11 protein-coding genes and 2 pseudogenes are annotated in these 16,151 nt (G+C 59.1%); 5 read left to right on the top strand and 8 right to left on the bottom strand.

All coding sequences use genetic code 11. The annotated features are described in order from the left end of the window. Positions 1-61: 61 nt before the first annotated feature. Both HGP12_RS16950 and mgtA read left to right on the top strand, forming a co-directional pair. Complete coding sequence (locus tag HGP12_RS16950; protein ID WP_168879367.1) at positions 62-2,434, top strand: phosphoketolase; 2,373 nt, start codon at positions 62-64, stop codon at positions 2,432-2,434. A 615-nt stretch (positions 2,435-3,049) separates the two neighbouring features. After that, positions 3,050-5,623 (top strand): magnesium-translocating P-type ATPase, encoded by a 2,574-nt coding sequence (gene mgtA, locus HGP12_RS16955; protein ID WP_246703438.1) that lies wholly within the window; start codon positions 3,050-3,052, stop codon positions 5,621-5,623. A gap of 82 nt (positions 5,624-5,705) precedes the next feature. On the opposite strand, the pseudogene HGP12_RS16960 reads toward mgtA, so the two are convergent. Continuing rightward, positions 5,706-6,114 (bottom strand): annotated as a pseudogene (locus HGP12_RS16960) (alcohol dehydrogenase catalytic domain-containing protein); the annotation flags it as partial. A 251-nt stretch (positions 6,115-6,365) separates the two neighbouring features. Here HGP12_RS16960 and HGP12_RS34500 point away from each other — a divergent pair. Together HGP12_RS34500 and HGP12_RS16965 are read left to right on the top strand one after the other, a co-directional pair. Continuing rightward, entirely contained in the window at positions 6,366-6,488 is a 123-nt protein-coding gene (locus tag HGP12_RS34500; protein ID WP_281408521.1) for a hypothetical protein, read from the top strand. Beyond that, the gene (locus HGP12_RS16965; protein WP_312862911.1) at positions 6,485-7,519 is read left to right on the top strand and encodes an ABC transporter transmembrane domain-containing protein; all 1,035 of its coding nucleotides are present in this window, start codon (positions 6,485-6,487) and stop codon (positions 7,517-7,519) included. The genes HGP12_RS34500 and HGP12_RS16965 overlap by 4 nt, the downstream gene beginning before the upstream one ends. A 595-nt stretch (positions 7,520-8,114) precedes the next feature. On the opposite strand, the gene HGP12_RS16970 is transcribed toward HGP12_RS16965, so the two are convergent. Then, positions 8,115-8,306 (bottom strand): hypothetical protein, encoded by a 192-nt coding sequence (locus tag HGP12_RS16970; RefSeq protein ID WP_168879368.1) that lies wholly within the window; start codon positions 8,304-8,306, stop codon positions 8,115-8,117. Positions 8,307-8,471: 165 nt separating this feature from the next. On the opposite strand from HGP12_RS16970, the pseudogene HGP12_RS16975 reads away from it, so the two are divergent. Then, positions 8,472-9,177, top strand: a pseudogene (locus tag HGP12_RS16975) (IS6 family transposase). Between the two features lie 80 nt (positions 9,178-9,257). Here the strand turns inward: HGP12_RS16975 and HGP12_RS16980 are convergent. The 6 genes from HGP12_RS16980 to HGP12_RS17005 form a co-directional block, all read right to left on the bottom strand. After that, positions 9,258-11,012: an ABC transporter ATP-binding protein/permease gene (locus HGP12_RS16980; protein ID WP_168879369.1), complete on the bottom strand. Its 1,755-nt coding sequence runs from the start codon at positions 11,010-11,012 to the stop codon at positions 9,258-9,260. An 84-nt stretch (positions 11,013-11,096) separates the two neighbouring features. Next, a complete protein-coding gene (locus HGP12_RS16985; RefSeq protein ID WP_168879370.1) occupies positions 11,097-12,422 on the bottom strand; it encodes an MFS transporter in 1,326 nt (441 codons plus the stop codon). Between the two features lie 14 nt (positions 12,423-12,436). Next, positions 12,437-12,865, bottom strand: coding sequence for an EF-hand domain-containing protein (locus HGP12_RS16990; protein ID WP_168879371.1), 429 nt, complete (start codon positions 12,863-12,865; stop codon positions 12,437-12,439). 98 nt (positions 12,866-12,963) lie between these two features. Further along, a complete protein-coding gene (locus tag HGP12_RS16995; RefSeq protein ID WP_168879372.1) occupies positions 12,964-15,189 on the bottom strand; it encodes a copper-translocating P-type ATPase in 2,226 nt (741 codons plus the stop codon). Continuing rightward, a complete protein-coding gene (locus tag HGP12_RS17000) occupies positions 15,182-15,859 on the bottom strand; it encodes an isoprenylcysteine carboxylmethyltransferase family protein (protein WP_168879373.1) in 678 nt (225 codons plus the stop codon). The genes HGP12_RS16995 and HGP12_RS17000 overlap by 8 nt, the downstream gene beginning before the upstream one ends. After that, a complete protein-coding gene (locus HGP12_RS17005; protein ID WP_168879374.1) occupies positions 15,852-16,118 on the bottom strand; it encodes a DUF2933 domain-containing protein in 267 nt (88 codons plus the stop codon). Before HGP12_RS17005 ends, HGP12_RS17000 begins: the two co-directional genes overlap by 8 nt. Positions 16,119-16,151: the final 33 nt, after the last annotated feature.

Raw genomic sequence — 16,151 nt, forward strand, 5'->3', positions numbered from 1 at the left:
TTAAAAGTCTGTCTCACAAAAAGGCTACGTTTCGATCGCGTCAATAGGTTGAGGTTGAATAATGAATACGCTTTTTGAGAACCACCTTCCAGCGATACCGCAAGACGAATTGCTCAGGATGCACGCCTGGTGGCGAGCGGCGAACTATCTCAATGTCGGACAGATCTATCTCCGCGCCAATCCGCTGCTCAAGGAAAAGCTGACGGTCGAGCATATCAAGCCCCGTCTGCTCGGCCATTGGGGCACCTCTCCCGGCCTCAACCTCGTCTATGTTCATCTCAACCGGCTGATCAAGAAGTACGATCTCGATACGATCTACATGGCCGGTCCCGGCCATGGCGGCCCGGCGATCATCGCCAATGTCTGGCTGGAAGGCAGCTACAGCGAATTCTATCCCGAGATCACCAATGACGAAACCGGCATGCTAAAGCTGTTTCGACAGTTTTCGACGCCGGGCGGCATCCCCAGCCACGTCAGTGTGCCGACACCTGGCTCGATTCATGAAGGCGGCGAACTTGGTTATGTCCTGCTCCACGCCTTCGGGGCCGTCATGGACAATTCCGATCTGCTCGTCGCGGCCGTCGTTGGCGACGGTGAATCCGAAACAGGCCCGCTAGCGGGCAGCTGGAAGAGCATCGATTTCATCAACCCGAAGCGGGACGGCGCAGTGCTGCCGATCCTGCATCTCAATGGTTACAAGATCTCCGGCCCGACGGTCTGGGCGCGCCATAGCGACGAAGATCTGAGAAAATTTTTCGAGGGTCAGGGTTACGCGCCATGTTTCGTGGAGGGCGACGATCCGATGATCGTGCATCAGAGCTTCGGCGCGGCGATGGAAAAAGCCGTCCTTGCGATCCGTGCCATTCAGAAGGCTGCCCGTGAGGATGGTGCCGACGAGCGGCCTCGGTGGCCATTGATCGTATTGCGAACACCAAAGGGATGGACCGGTCCGAAGATTGTCGACGGTATCCAGGTCGAAGGCACGTTCCGCTCGCATCAGGTGCCAGTCGCCGATATCCTGACCAATCCAGAGCATCTTCATATCCTCGAAGCCTGGATGCGGAGCTACAAGCCGGAGGAGCTCTTTGACGACCGCGGCGCCTTCCGCCCGGAATATGCCGCCCTGGCGCCTGAAGGCAAACGACGCATGGGGTCGAACCCGCAGAGCAATGGCGGCGAGCTGACGCAGGCGCTCAAGTTGCCGAACTTTGAAGAGTTTCAAGTCAAGTTCGAGCAGCGCGCCCGGGAGCGCCTCGGATCGACGCAGATATTGGGAAGCTATATCCGGGAAATCTATCGGAACAATCCGACGAACTTCCGCCTGTTTTGCCCCGACGAGACGAACTCGAACCGCCTCGGCGCTGTCTTCGACGTCTCCGACCGCGGCCTTATGAGCGAGATACAACCCGGCGACGATCACATCTCTCATGACGGCCGGGTCATGGAAGTGCTGAGCGAGCATTGCTGCCACGGCTGGCTCGAGGGCTATAACCTCACCGGCCGCCATGGTCTGTTCGCGACCTACGAAGCCTTTGCAATGATCGTGGATTCGATGGCGATGCAGCATGCCAAATGGATCGAGCACGCCGAACGCGTCTCCTGGCGCGCGCCGATCCCGTCACTAAACTATCTCTTGACGTCAACCTGTTGGCGCAACGACCACAACGGTTTCAGCCATCAGGGGCCTGGTTTCATCGACACGATTATTCACCGCAAGCCGGCAGTGGCCCGCGTCTACCTACCGCCGGACGCCAATTGCCTGCTGTCGGTGGCCGACCACTGCTTTACCAGCCGCAACTATCTGAACCTGATCGTCATCGACAAGCAGCCACAATTGCAATGGCTGACGATGGAAGAGGCAAAGGCCCATTGCGCCAAGGGCGCAGGCGTCTGGGACATGTACAGCAACCAGCCGGACGAGCCGGATATCGTGCTCGCCTGCGCCGGCGACATCCCGACTCAGGAAACGATCGCCGCCGCCTGGCTGCTGCGGCGTTATGCCCCCGATCTCAAGGTGCGCGTCGTCAATGTCGTCGACCTAATGCGGCTATGCTCCTCAGACCGGCATCCGCACGGCATGAGTGATACTGAATTCACCGGGATTTTCACGACAAAAGCACCGGTGATCTTCGTCTTCCACGGCTACCCCGGCGTGATCCACGATCTCTTGCACGGCCGGGAAGCACACGATCAGTTTCACGTGCGCGGCTACCTGGAGGAAGGAACGACAACCACCCCATTCGATATGGTCGTGCTCAATCGCATCAGCCGGCTACATCTATGCCTCGACGTGCTGCGCTATGTACCTGACCTACTGGTCAAAAGCCCCGAGCTGGCCGTCCATTGCAAGTCTCTCTTAGAAGAGCATGACCGGTACATCCGGGAGCATTTCGATGACCTTCCGGAAATCAGGGACTGGGTCTGGTCGGACTGATGAAAGAGTCTTTGCTGGCCTTTTCGGGATGGGTGTGGCCTACCGCGACTGGCGGAACAGTTTTGCCAATATCTTCATGCTCCCCTGTTTGCTTTCGTCGACCAGCGACCACAGCGCTCAGGGCCGGACAAAACTTCTGTCTTCGGACTGCGATTGATCGTCATAATGGGCACATTACTCCTCATACTTAACAAGTGGGAGACCGTGACCGGGGATTTATGGGGCCACTACACCCACGAAGAGCACGCGAGCGTTGAAATCCGCTTTCTTCGGAGCCTCGGTTACACTTTATGAAATCGGTAAGTTTGCCGCCTTCTTCATGAAAGAAGAAATCCTGGGTCTGGTTACCGGGAGGCCGATATGCAGATAGCCATATTCCGCGGTCGAGATAGGCGCGGTTTCGTCCCGTGGAAGATGCCTGCAAACCCAAAGGGCACCTATTGGCAGCGCTAATCGCTCGATTGACGTCCGCTTTCGACTTAATCGGCGTTTTCTCCCGCGCGACGTCCCGGGACTGAAAGAGGTCCACCGCAATGAATCGCGAGTTTTGACTGGCGTCAATGAAGCACTGGGATCGGCCGGCTAATGTCAGTTGTACTCACGGGATCAATTGATATGAACGCTCCGCTTAGAAGTCCAGATTCCGCAAACCAAAATTCAATGCTTCCGGCCTCGCCTTTTTGGTCGAAGACCGAAGACGTCCTAGTAGAAGATCTTGGTTCGCGGATAACAGGTCTTTCGCCTGAAGAAGCAACTTCCCGGTTAAAAGCCCACGGACCGAACACAGTTCTCGCTGTGACGCACACGAATGCCCTTCACATTCTGCTACGTCAATTCCTGAATCCCCTCGTTCTCATTCTTATCTTTGCCGCGACGGTATCATCACTGGTTGGGGAGATGCATGACGCCATCATCATCAGCGTCATCGTCCTTGCGAGCTGCCTGCTCGGCTTTTCCCAGGAATATGGAGCGACGAAGGCGCTGGAGGCGTTAAAGAAAAGCATTTCGTTGTCCGCGACAGTCGTAAGGGGCGGAATAGAAGTCCTCGTCCCGGCAAGTACAATCGTCCCGGGTGACATCATCAAGCTTGCGGCCGGCAGTCTTGTGCCGGCCGATGGTATGATCCTTTGGTCGCGCGACTTGAGTGTCAGCGAGGCCACTCTGACGGGCGAGACCTTCCCGGTCGGCAAGATGGCCGGTGTTTGTCCACCCGAGGCTCCGATCGCCGCTAGGTCCAATTGCGTTTTCACCGGCACATCGGTTCGCAGCGGTACGGCAACTGTCATCGCTGTCGAAACAGGTGGACGCACCGAATATGCAACCATCGCTGGAGCAATCGCGAAACAGATACCCGAAACGGACTTTTCACGAGGTATACGCCGCTTCGGCTATTTGATGACACGCATCATGCTGGTGATCGTCATTAGCGTGTTTGTTGCCAACCTGCTCCTTCATCGGCCGTTGATCGACTCTCTCCTATTTTCTCTGGCGTTGGCGGTCGGCCTCACTCCGGAGCTTCTGCCGGCGATCATCAGCATGACGCTTGCCCGCGGCGCGCGCGCCATGGCCGCCGGCGGCGTCATCGTTCGCCGGTTGGACGCCATTGAAAATCTCGGGAGCATGAACCTTCTATGCACCGACAAGACCGGCACGCTGACGGAAGGCATCATAAAACTCGATGATTGCGTCGACCCCGGCGGCATGCACTCGCAACATGTCCACTTACTCGCCGTTTTGAACGCATCGTTGCAGGCGGGCCTCAAAAACCCGCTCGACGATGCTATACTGGCGTCCGGCGAGATTGGCGCAGATCTGAAAGCCTTCGTGAAGAAAGACGAGATTCCATATGATTTCATGCGCAAACGGTTGTCGGTCATCGTGGATGAGGCCGGCCAGGATGCGATGTTGGTCTGCAAGGGCGCCGTCGTCAATATTCTTTCCGTGTGTACCACCGTCAGATCAGGCGATGCTACCGAATCCCTCAACGAAAAGCAGCGCCTGCAAATCGACACGCGCTATCGCGATTGGGGCGAGAACGGCATTCGGGTGATCGCAATCGCCACCCGGTGCTTCGTAGAGAGCAAAGAATCCTATGACGTGGGCGACGAATGCGAACTTTGCCTCGAAGGCTTTCTCCTGTTTCTTGACCCACCGAAGGCAGGAATTAAGAATGCCCTAGCAGGATTGAGACATCGTGGTATCGGCATCAAGATCATATCCGGGGACAACCGCTACATCGTCAAGCACCTGGCCGACACGATCGGGCTAAGGACGAAACGTGTTTTGACTGGCGCAGAACTGGTATCGATGAGCAGTGATGCATTGTTCGCCCGTGCGCCCAAAACAGATCTGTTTGTCGAGATTGATCCCAACCAGAAAGAGCTCATTATCAAGGCGCTGCGGCGGTCTGGCCATGTGGTCGGATATATGGGCGACGGCATCAACGACGCTCCAGCCCTTCATGAGGCCGACGTCGGCATTTCCGTCGACGGCGCAGTCGATGTCGCCCGGGAGGCTGCGGATCTCGTCCTGTTGCGACAAGACCTCAACGTGCTGATCCGCGGCGTGGACGATGGTCGGAGAACCTTTGCCAATACCATGAAATACATATCGATCGCGACGAGCGCGAACTTCGGCAACATGATCAGCATGGCGATCGCCTCGCTGTTCCTCCCATTCCTGCCACTGCTCGCTAAGCAGATCCTACTCAACAACCTGCTTGCCGACATTCCATCTATGGCAATCGCCACGGATAGGGTCGATCGACAGCAAGTGCGGCGCCCGCGGCGATGGGACATTCGTGCCATCCAAAGATTTATGATCTTCTTTGGCCCGGTCAGTTCGTTGTTCGATTTCGTGACGTTCGGATTTCTGTTGTTTGTCGTCAACGTAACAACCAGTCAGTTCCGCACGGCCTGGTTTGTCGAATCACTCATTACACAGCTCGTGACCATGCTGATCGTTCGCACGACCCTGGCGGCATGGAAAGATAGACCGGGGCCTCTACTCCTTTGGTCGACGGTGGTCATCACCCTCATCGCCCTCGTGCTTCCCTATTTTCCGCTGGTTGCAGGCATATTCGATTTCACGCCGCTGCCCATTCCGTTGTTGGGAGGGCTGATCGCGATCTCGGCAATCTACGCCGCCGCGCTCGAGCTGGTGAAGCGATTCTATTTCCGACAGGGATGAAAGTGTCGGCGGGATGGCAAGACCCGTTGTCATATCGGGTAGCTTGCCTCGGGCATCAATACCGCGGCCCCGACGAGACGCCCGGCACGGCGTCCGCATCGAGATCGAATGCAAAGGATGCGTCGGCCACAACAGCGTCGTGAAGCCGCCGTCGCGGGCGTAGCCGGTGAATTGCGGCCGGTCATACTCAGTCTTCATTTGACAGAAGAAATACGTTCCGTACGTGTGACCGAGCCAGGGAACGCCGACGCGGCGCCCAAGTTTGTCATTCTCAACGCAGCAGCCTACCGTATCGACAATACCCACGATCTCATGACCAGGTGCGAACGGAAGCTTCGGATGGTTGAGGTCCCTTCCACAACGTGAAGATCAGTATGACAGACGGCGCAAGTCTCAACCTTGATCCTAAGTTCGCCGACGCCAGACTTTGGATCATCGCGTTCGACAAATACCAACGATTTCCCGATTTGTTGAAGAACCATTGCTTTCATGGCTGAAGCCCATCGAAATTGTGGCTGGTTTCGAAGTTCGGTATCGGGCCAAAAGGCGGGAAACGGCGTGTCGCCTCTCCGTTCAATCGGATTTTTTGTCTCTGAATGACTTCGGCGAGCGGGTTAATTTACCACTCTTCGCGTCCTACAGAAATGGTGCGTCGGCTTTGACGCGAATCAACGCATGCGCCGCGAGAACGTGAAAACGTCGAAAAACCGGGCAAATCATATGGCGTACCAGGAGGGTATCGGTGCAAAAGCTATTACTGATCATATTGATCGCCATGATCGCCACGATCATGGGCATCTTATGGGTGAGGCCGATCTCCAAGACTGGACGACAGGCAGCGCTTGAGAGATCGGGAACGCAATGAGCGTCCTGAAAACATATTGCAGTCCAACGGCGGCGATATCTCGTCAGTTCTCGAAGGAAATCATTCTGCCGCGAAAGCTATATGGCTTCGTTTTTCGATCATCAGGATGGCACCAACTCGTTACCGCGATCTTATCCGTCATGCTCTTTACAGCGGGAACGATACCCTTGGAGATACAGAGACGGATCGTGAATGCGGCAACAGAGAATGGGTCTTATCGAACGATCGCCTTTCTGGTGCTGTTGTACATCCTTTTGGCTCTGACCGAGGGGACCGTGAAGCTCGTGCTTAAAATCTACAGCAGTTGGATTGGAGAAGCCGCCGTGCGACGGCTGCGCCTGCAGATGTTCCAGGCGGCACCCGCATCAGGGACAAGCAGCTCCATGATGGCGAGCGAAGGCGTCCAGCTCTCGATCATCCTGGCTGAAGCCGAACCCGTCGGAGGCTTCGTCGGCACAAGTATCTCCGAGCCTTTATTGCAGATCGGCATATTGACGGCTGTTTGCAGCTATCTCGTTTATCTGCAGCCGATGATGACGATCATCGTCATCACGATCTTTCTTCCCCAAAGTGGCTTTGTCCCGATCATGCAGGCAGCGATCAACCGACGCGTCGGCAAAAAGATCAGCATCATGCGCAATGTCAGCGAGGACATCGTCGAGATGGGGCGCGCTATTGACACGAACGGGCTTCAGGCGTCGCGCATCGGAGATGTCTTCCGCATCAACATGAGCATCTACAAAATCAAGTTCACGATGAATTTCATGATGAACATGATGACACAGATAGGTTACGCGGGCATTTTCGCGACGGGCGGCTACCTTGTGGTCACCGGAAAGACCGAAATCGGGACTGTCGTCGCCTTCATATCTGGCCTGTCAAAAATAAACGACCCTTGGGGCGATCTCGTCAACTGGTATCGCGATTTGCGCGTGACGCAGGTTAAGTACGGCCTCATATACAATTCTGCCCAGATTGGCACCGTATCAGCGGGCGAATTGCCTCTCGAGGCTCATTCTTCCAAAACATGACGAGTCACTCCGCTGATCATCGCAAGCGCCAGCACCAAGATTTTGTGGAAAGCGGCAAGCCGTGTTGAGATTTGTCACATCTTAGCAACGAAGGTTCTGCCGGCCGAATACGCCGCCTAGATTGCCCTGTAATTTCCTACAAGGCCAGTTACTGCCGCGACCGAGTGGCCAACGCCTTCGCTGCAATGCCGGAAGGAAACGGACAGCAGGTGGAGAGTGTTGTGCGAAGACACCCCAGATATCGACGACCAGAATTGCTACCCATGTGGCTTAGCCTGCCCGTCGGGACATCACAAATTGCGGTGCCTGCCAAGAGCCATGTGAGAATTGACAGGCCGTCAGGCTTCGTCAGAAGCCGGCGCTTGGGCATTCTTCCGCGATATTTGTGTTCTCAGGTCGTCAGAAGGCACCACTGACAGATGCAGCACCAGACGACGTCGCGGATTTTGCGTATCCGAGGAAGAAATACCTGGGAGACGAAAATCTGATCTCCTACGGGCTTCCGGTCAACAGCGTCGCGCGAGGGCGACGACGTTGACCACGACAATCGGGTTGCATTTTGCCATTATGTCATTCCCCTGAACATCGTTAGAAATCAAAAGCCATTGCCTTTTGTCGGCGGGATGTAGGGATCGGGATAGCCAAGCTTAGGTTTGGCGGTTCCGTTGCCGGTACTGCTCGACGACCGTTCGCTTGGTTCTTTTGGTTTGTCGGAGCCACTGGATTGGTAAGCGTATGCACCGAAGATAACACCTGCTATCACGGTAACCAGCAGAGCTGTACGCATGCTTTTCTCCTTATCACGAATCAATCGTTTGAAATCACAGCGAATGATGAGATTTCCGCTGCATTCGTGATCAAATTCTCGGCTCCATTGGGGATTGCGGCCTTGATATACATCAAAAGGGCATCAACTTAACAGAATTTGAAATGTGATGTGCGACGAAGGTCTATGACACCCCGCAATCCACTGTACCGCCGCCATCGTTTTCCCGCAGACATCATCGCCCACGCCGTGTGGCTCTATTTCCGTTTTCCATTGAGCCTACGGATGGTCAAAGACTTGCTGGCGGCACGAGGGATTATCGTCTCTCACCAGACGGTCCGACTGTGGACGGAGAAATTCAGCCGCGCATTCGCCAACGGACATCCCGCCGCCGCTCATCAGGCCGGCTCGGCGACAAATGGCATCTCGATGAGGCCGTGGTTTTGATCCGCGGCAAGAGGACTGGCTCTGGCGTGTCGTTGACCAGGACAGTTTCGTTCTGGAGGTTCTGGTCCAAAGCCGCCGCGATGCCTAGGCGGCCAAACACCTGATCCGTAAGCTTTTGAAGGGTCAAGGCCGTGCGCCGCGTGTTATGATCACCGACAAGCTTCGATCCTACGACGCAGCAAAACGAGAGATCAGGCCGGATGTCGAGCATCGATCGCATAAAGGACTGAACAACCGGGCGGAGAATTCACACCAGCCCATCCGACGACGAGAACGGATCATGAAGCGCTTCAAGTCGAGACGACAATTGCAATCCTTCATCTCTCTTCAAAACCCGATTGCCAACCTGTTCCACATCCCACGCCACGACATGTCTTCCAACCATCGTCGCGAACTGCGCGCCGAGGCGATGAACCTGTGGATCAGGCCCATATGGCAGCTCTGAACGCACCATAAAATGATACTCCCTTGCCATGTTCTGCTCCGCATTGCGTCATGTTGCTGACCATATCAGCTCGCCCTTGATCACGTCTTCTTTGGAGTTGCGTCGGCTCGTGGGTGCACGGTTAAATGAAGTATCCTTGAATAGAAGCCGTACTGCGCGTCGTTACTGGATATGCTGACGACGGCAGTCTTTGAAAGCTCGTTGCCAAAGATCGAAAACAGCATCCTGCGATCGTCGTCGTTCAGGTGGCATAGGGCCTCATCGCTGACGACCCATTGGGGCCTGTGGACGAGAATCCGAGCGAACGCCAGGTGCTGCTGCTCGTCGACCGTCAGTTCCCTGTCCCAGCGCGTGACGCGATCAAGCAAAGGCACCAGATGGTGCAGATCGGTACGTTCGAGCGCGCAGGCGAAATCCTTCTCCGCAAAGGCAGAGGGGTCGAATGGATAGGCCAGAACCTCGCCCAGGGAGCCGTTCGGAACATATGGCCTCTGGGGCAAGAAGATTGTGCACGCCCTCGACGGCAGGCGCACCCGCCCGGTGCCCCGCGGCCAGAGTCCCGCCAGCGCACGGAACAGCATGCTCTTGCCCGTCCCCGGCTCGCCGATGATGAGCAGATGTTCGCCCGGTTCGACGGCAACGACCGGCTCGTCGACGGTCACCAGCCGGTCCGCCACGTGCACGGTCAGGTTTTCGAGAACGAGCGCCGGCTCGTCCTCGATGACGGCGATGCGGCTCTCCGAGGGCGCGGTCTGGTCAAGGTCGAGGAGCGCCTGGCGCAGGCCCATGACACGCTGGAGTGTGGCCCGCCAGTCTGCGATGTTGCCGGCATTGTCGACGTACCATCGCAGGGCTTGCTGAACCTGATTGAAGGCTCCGACGACCATCATCAGCTCGCCGAAGGTGAGCTGGCCACCGAAATATCCCGGCGCGGCGGCAACGATCGGGGCCACGGTGGCGAACCATCCGTACCCCGACGTCACGCCCGTCAGCATCGTGGCAACGTTGGCGATCCGCCGCGTGACGCCGATCACACCGTCGAATTCGCGTTCCAGTCGCACTCGTTCGCCCAGCTCTCCTCCTGAAAGGGCTATGCCATCACTGGCTTCGTTCGCCCGTATGAGTCCGAAGCGAAATTCCGCGTCGCGGGCGTATCGCGTTGCGTTAAGCTCAATCAGCGGACGGCCCAGACGCCAGCTCAGCCACGAGCCTGACGCCGCATAGATCAGAGCCGCCCAGACCATGAATCCCGGAATATGGAAGCTGCTCCCACCGTATTCGAACACGAAGCCGCGGGACAGCAGCCACAGCACGCCGACGAAGCTGGTGAGCAGCAGCGTGGACTGGAAAATTCCGACCGCAAGGGACACGGTAAGCTCCGTCAGCCGCCGTGTGTCCTCCTGGACGCGCTGATCAGGATCCACGCCGACCGGGCCTGCGCCGGCGAGCAGAAAAGCCCTTCGGGGCATGAACCACTGGAGCAAGAGCTCGCGGGTGACGCAGTCGCGCAGGGCGATCTTCGTCCACTGGTCTAGCCATGTCTGCGCGATGTTCAGGAAAATGAGGACTCCGGCGACGACGGCGAACACGGCGATCTGCCGGATAAACGAGGCAAGGTCCTTGTTCTTCACTGCATCGAAGAATGGTTCGTACCAGGCGTTCAGCCGAAGCTGGCCGATCGTCGTCGCGCCGATGGCGACAGCCAGAGCGGCGACCAGCAGGAGAAGTTTATAGCGGCCCACTGAGCCGCAGACGGCGTCGCCGTAAGCGCGGAGCTGCCGGGCGGTTCCAAGTGCGCCCGGAACCGAAGCGAGCAGGGATTGGTCTTGTGACATGGGGCCTCGATCTGGAATCCGGGGAATGTGGGGCGTCGGCGGGGGCACCTGGAGAAAAGGGCATCCTCCTTGGCGCCATGCCTCTCACGGGCTGCGTCCTTCTCCAACGACCGCCACGGATGATTCGACACATGGAGATGGCGGGCCTCGTTCATCCGACTCGTCCCGCCCGGGCTGCGTCAGAAGGCGCGGCACGCCCATGCTCGCGGCAAGCCCAAGGAGAACGACCACCGCCGCCAGTATAAAGGACGCGTTCGGCACGAAGGCGACGCCGAAGAGAAGACCTCCGACCGCCGATCCGGTGGCCTGGCCGAGACTGGCGGACGCGGTCTGCAGGCCGAGGTCGGCGCCCTGCCGTATACCGGCGCTCATCGAAATCCAATAGGTGGCGACGGGTGAAAGAATGCCGGCGCTGGCCGCGATCATGGCGACGATGATCGCAATGCCGACGGCCGACGATGCAAAGGGCACGGCCGCAACTCCTACCGCCAGGATCGCCAGCGATGGCGCCACAAGCCAGCGCGTGGACTCCGGCCTGACAAGCGGCGAGAACACGATCGACTGTGCGATCAGCATGACCAAGGCGCACTCGGTGAACATGAGGCCGAGCCTGTATGTGTTCATTTCGAGGTCCTGGACGCCACGTAGCGACAGACCGACTTCGAATGCGCCGACAGCCAGCGCGGTCACAAAAGAAATTGCCAGCAATCGAGGCAGTGCGGCTCGTCCCTCTGGCGCTCTCGCATCCTCCCATCCGACTGAGCCACAGATGATCCCGCCAGGCACCAATGCAAGAACGAGAACGGCCACAATAAACGCGAAGGCCGCGGTGACAAAAAATGGAGACCGAGAGATCGCCACTTCGCTCAGGCCGGGCAGAACGACGCCTGCGCTCGAGATGACAAGACCTCCCAGCATTGGTCCGACAAGGAAGCCGCTTGCTCCAGCGATGTTGAGGAGGGCGAACCGATGGGCGCGCCATTCCTTCGTGGACGCGTGATCTCCGACAAGAGCGTAGGCCGCCGGCGCGATCGCTGAGGCGAACATCCCGTTCAGGAAACGGCCGAGATAAAGCTGCGGCAGGCTTCCTGCCACGGCAAACAGCGCCAGGCTCAAGGCGAAGCCCATCAGCCCCAAGACGATCATGGGCCGTCGTCCGTACCTGTCCGCGAGACGACCCCCCAAGGGTGCGAATAGGAACAGCGCAAGCGTGTAGGTTCCCGTAAGGACGCCGGCATGCCGTGCCAGGACAGCCGGATCCGAGGTGCCGGCGATCCTCGCGATCGTGGATGGGAGGATCGGCAGCAGGAATCCGTAGCCGAGGGCGATCGCGAACATCGCCAGGAGCAGTGCCGCCAACGACCGTAGTCGCAGCGACTGAGGGAGGGAGTTATCGATCCTCTCGGTCATGTGTCCGGAGCCTACTATCGCCAGAAGGCCTGCATCTCTTCGGGTGTGACCTTGCCGTCCTTGTTGGCGTCCACGGCGTCGAAGATCCGCTTATGGATCGCTGTCATCTCCTCGTAGGACAACGCGCCATCTCCGTTGGTGTCGGCGATTGCAAACAGGATCTTCATCGTAGGCCCGTGCGCACCCATCATCGGCATGCCACCCATCATGCCAGGCTGCATCATGCCCCGACCCATCATATCACCTGGCATCATGTTAGAGCCGGGTAGGCCTTCCCCACCCTGTCCGGTCATCCCCTCCATTCCGGAAGGCGAGCTCTTCTGCGACGCGTTCGCCGGATGATGGGGATCCGTCTCGTTCGTCTGGGCGAAGGAATAGCCGGCTCCGCCGATCGCGATTAGCGCGGCCAGCAGGACCACGTTTGAAATTCTCGTCGTTCTCATGTCGTTTTTTCCTTTGACTTGATTTCTTTTGCGCCTGCTTTCTGAAACGGAAGCAGGATGGAGTCGATGTGGTGTCCGGCGGACGCGCCGCCGACCATCTAGTCGATCGCCGAGCGGCGCAGCCGCAGCGAGTTGCCGATGACGCTGACCGAGGACAGCGCCATGGCGGCTGCCGCGATGATTGGCGACAGCAGCAGTCCGAAGGCCGGATAGAGGACGCCGGCCGCAACAGGCACGCCGGCCGCGTTGTAGATGAACGCGAAGAACAGGTTTTGGCGGATGTTGCTCATGGTCGCGTGGCTGAGTTTGCGCGCCCTGGCGATGCCCTGCAGGTCGCCCTTCAATAGCGTGACGCCGGCGCTCTCTATGGCAACGTCGGTTCCCGTCCCCATAGCGATACCGACGTCGGCCGCAGCGAGCGCCGGAGCGTCGTTGACCCCGTCGCCAGCCATGGCGACGATACGTCCCTCGCTTCGAAGGCGCGCGACCACCTTGCCCTTGTCCTCCGGCAGGATCTCTGCCTCGACCTCGTCAATGCCAAGCTTTTTCGCAACCGCCTGCGCCGTCGTGCGGTTGTCCCCGGTCAGCATGACGACGCGGATGTTCTCTTGCTTCAGCGAACGCAGCGCCGCCGGCGTGGTCTCCTTGACCGGGTCTGCGATGGCGATAAGGCCGCCTACCCTGCCATCGACGGCGACGTAGATTACTGTCGCCCCCTCGCCACGCAGCGCCTCCGCTTCGGGCATAAGGGCCGAGAGGTCGACGCCCGCTTCCGCCATGATCCGGTGGCTGCCGATGACAAGCCTCCTTCCGTCGACAATTCCGGTGACACCCTTGCCGACGGGGCTGTCGAATTCGCTGGCTTCGCCGAGCGCTAGTCCCTTCTCCTTGGCCGCCGCGACGATGGCTGCAGCAAGCGGATGCTCGCTGGCACGTTCGAGAGTGGCCGCGATCCGCAGAAGTTCCATGTCGTCAATACCGCCCGCCGCTTTCAATGCCGTGACCTTCGGCCGGCCTTCCGTCAGCGTGCCGGTCTTGTCGACGACGAGCGTGTCGATCTTCTCGAAACGCTCCAACGCCTCGGCGTTCTTGATGAGCACACCCATCCGGGCGCCACGGCCGACGCCGACCATGATCGACATTGGCGTCGCCAGTCCGAGGGCGCAGGGGCAGGCGATGATCAGAACCGCGACCGCTGCGACGAGGCCGTAGGCGAAGCGCGGCTCCGGCCCCCATATCCCCCAGGCGACGAAGGCGGCGATCGCGATGAGGATCACGGCTGGGACGAACCAGCCGGAAACCTGATCGGCCAGTCGCTGGATCGGCGCGCGGGAGCGCTGGGCGTCGGCAACCATGCGCACGATCTGCGCCAGCATGGTGTCGCGGCCGACCTTGCCAGCGCGCATGACGAAGCCGCCGCTCTGGTTGAGCGTGCCGCCGATCAGCTTCGCGTCGACTCCCTTGGTAACCGGCATTGATTCACCGGTGATCATGGATTCGTCGACGGAGCTACGTCCCTCGACGAGCTCGCCATCGACCGGCACCTTCTCGCCCGGCCTGACGCGCAGGCGGTCTCCGACCACGACGACGTCTAGCCCCACGTCTTCGTCGGTTCCATCCTCCCTGATGCGGCGGGCCGTCTTCGGTGCAAGGTCGAGCAGCGCCCGGATGGCGCCGCCGGTCTGCTCGCGCGCCCTGAGCTCGAGCACCTGTCCTAGCAGCACGAGGACGGTGATGACGGAGGCCGCCTCGAAGTAGATGGCGACGGAACCGTCAGTGGCGCGGAACGTATTTGGGAAGATGCCGGGCACCGCCGTGGCAACGACGCTGTAGATCCAGGCCACACCCGTTCCCATCGCGATCAGCGTGAACATGTTGAGACTGCGATTGACGAGCGACGCCCAGGCCCGATTGAAGAATGGCCATCCCGCCCACAGCACGACCGGCGTTGCCAGCATGAGCTGGATCCAGTTCGAAAGCTGCGCGCCGAGCAGCATGTGCAGGTTCGTGAGATGGCCGCCCATCTCCAGGGCGAGCACGGGCACCGTCAGCACGAGGCCAATTTGGAACCGCCGCGTCATGTCCATAAGCTCGGCGCTTGGCCCCGTCGCCGCAGTCGCGACCTCCGGCTCCAGCGTCATGCCGCAGATCGGGCAGGTACCGGGACCGAGCTGCCTAATCTGGGGATGCATCGGGCAGGTGTAGATCACGCCTTCCCGAGGCTCTGGCCCGACGCTCGCCTGCGCGGCGGGCTTCTTCTCTTCGTGATGATGATGATCGCCATGGGAGTGCGTATGGCCTTCATACGCGTGATGATCAGTCATGGATCGCTCCTCCTGAGTGACGTCCTGCCGCTTCAGCCCGGCGGCCAAGCCTCGGGATGAACCGAGGTACGGTTCTCGCATAGGAGTCCCACGCCGCTCCGAACTCGGCGCGCGAGGCCTCCTCCTCCCGTTTCGCCAGGCGCACATAGACCCAGACCAGAACTGGGAACATGGCGAGGGTCACCAGTGTCGGCCACTGCAGCAGGAACCCGATCATGATCACCACGAAGGCATCGTATTGCGGATGCCGGACGCGAGCATATGGCCCGGTTGTCGCCAGGCGATGGTCGCGCTGGGCGGCGTAGAGCACATGCCAGCTCGACGCGAGCAGCCAGAAGCCGGCAATGATCAGGACGTTGCTTGCGAGATGGAACGGCCCGAAATGCGGATTGACCCGCCAGCCGAACATCATCTCCAGCAGGTGGCCGGCGTCGTGCGACCAGAAGTCGACACCGGGAAACTGCCGTCCGAGCCACCCGGACAACAGGTAGATGGTCAGCGGGAAGCCGTACATCTCCGTGAAGAGCGCGACGATGAAGGCGGAAAAAGCGCCGAGCGAACGCCAGTCCCGCTTGGTCTCGAGCTTGGTGAAGCTTGCAGCAAAGACGATGAACACCACGGAATTGATGATCACCAGGCTCCAGAGTCCATAGGCCGGGGTATCAGACATCGTCGGCCTCCTTCTTTGGCTGGTTCGTACCGGCCCCATGGCCCGCATGGTCGTGGCCGGAATGGCCACCATGACCGCCATGGCCGTGATACATGAAGACATGCATCAGCGGGCAGGCCAGAATGAGAAGCCACGGCAGGATGCCGAGGACATGCACGCGATGTTCGTAGGCGATGAGAAGCAGCGCGATTGCCGTGAAGGCGATAAAGACGGTCCGGCTGTAAACGCTCCAGGCCGACCGAGGATGATTGTCGTTCATGAGGATGCCTCGTTCGAATGAGTTCGGAAACAG

The organism is Rhizobium sp. P28RR-XV (genome assembly GCF_012641385.1).
Taxonomy (GTDB): domain Bacteria; phylum Pseudomonadota; class Alphaproteobacteria; order Rhizobiales; family Rhizobiaceae; genus Rhizobium.

Excerpts from the sequence above, each read along its gene's own strand:
- HGP12_RS16950 (WP_168879367.1), top strand. The coding sequence starts at position 62 with ATGAATACGCTTTTTGAGAACCACCTTCCAGCGATACCGCAAGACGAA.
- mgtA (WP_246703438.1), top strand. The coding sequence starts at position 3,050 with ATGAACGCTCCGCTTAGAAGTCCAGATTCCGCAAACCAAAATTCAATG.
- HGP12_RS16965 (WP_312862911.1), top strand. The coding sequence starts at position 6,485 with ATGAGCGTCCTGAAAACATATTGCAGTCCAACGGCGGCGATATCTCGT.
- HGP12_RS16970 (WP_168879368.1), bottom strand. The coding sequence starts at position 8,306 with ATGCGTACAGCTCTGCTGGTTACCGTGATAGCAGGTGTTATCTTCGGT.
- HGP12_RS16980 (WP_168879369.1), bottom strand. The coding sequence starts at position 11,012 with ATGTCACAAGACCAATCCCTGCTCGCTTCGGTTCCGGGCGCACTTGGA.
- HGP12_RS16985 (WP_168879370.1), bottom strand. The coding sequence starts at position 12,422 with ATGACCGAGAGGATCGATAACTCCCTCCCTCAGTCGCTGCGACTACGG.
- HGP12_RS16990 (WP_168879371.1), bottom strand. The coding sequence starts at position 12,865 with ATGAGAACGACGAGAATTTCAAACGTGGTCCTGCTGGCCGCGCTAATC.
- HGP12_RS16995 (WP_168879372.1), bottom strand. The coding sequence starts at position 15,189 with ATGACTGATCATCACGCGTATGAAGGCCATACGCACTCCCATGGCGAT.
- HGP12_RS17000 (WP_168879373.1), bottom strand. The coding sequence starts at position 15,859 with ATGTCTGATACCCCGGCCTATGGACTCTGGAGCCTGGTGATCATCAAT.
- HGP12_RS17005 (WP_168879374.1), bottom strand. The coding sequence starts at position 16,118 with ATGAACGACAATCATCCTCGGTCGGCCTGGAGCGTTTACAGCCGGACC.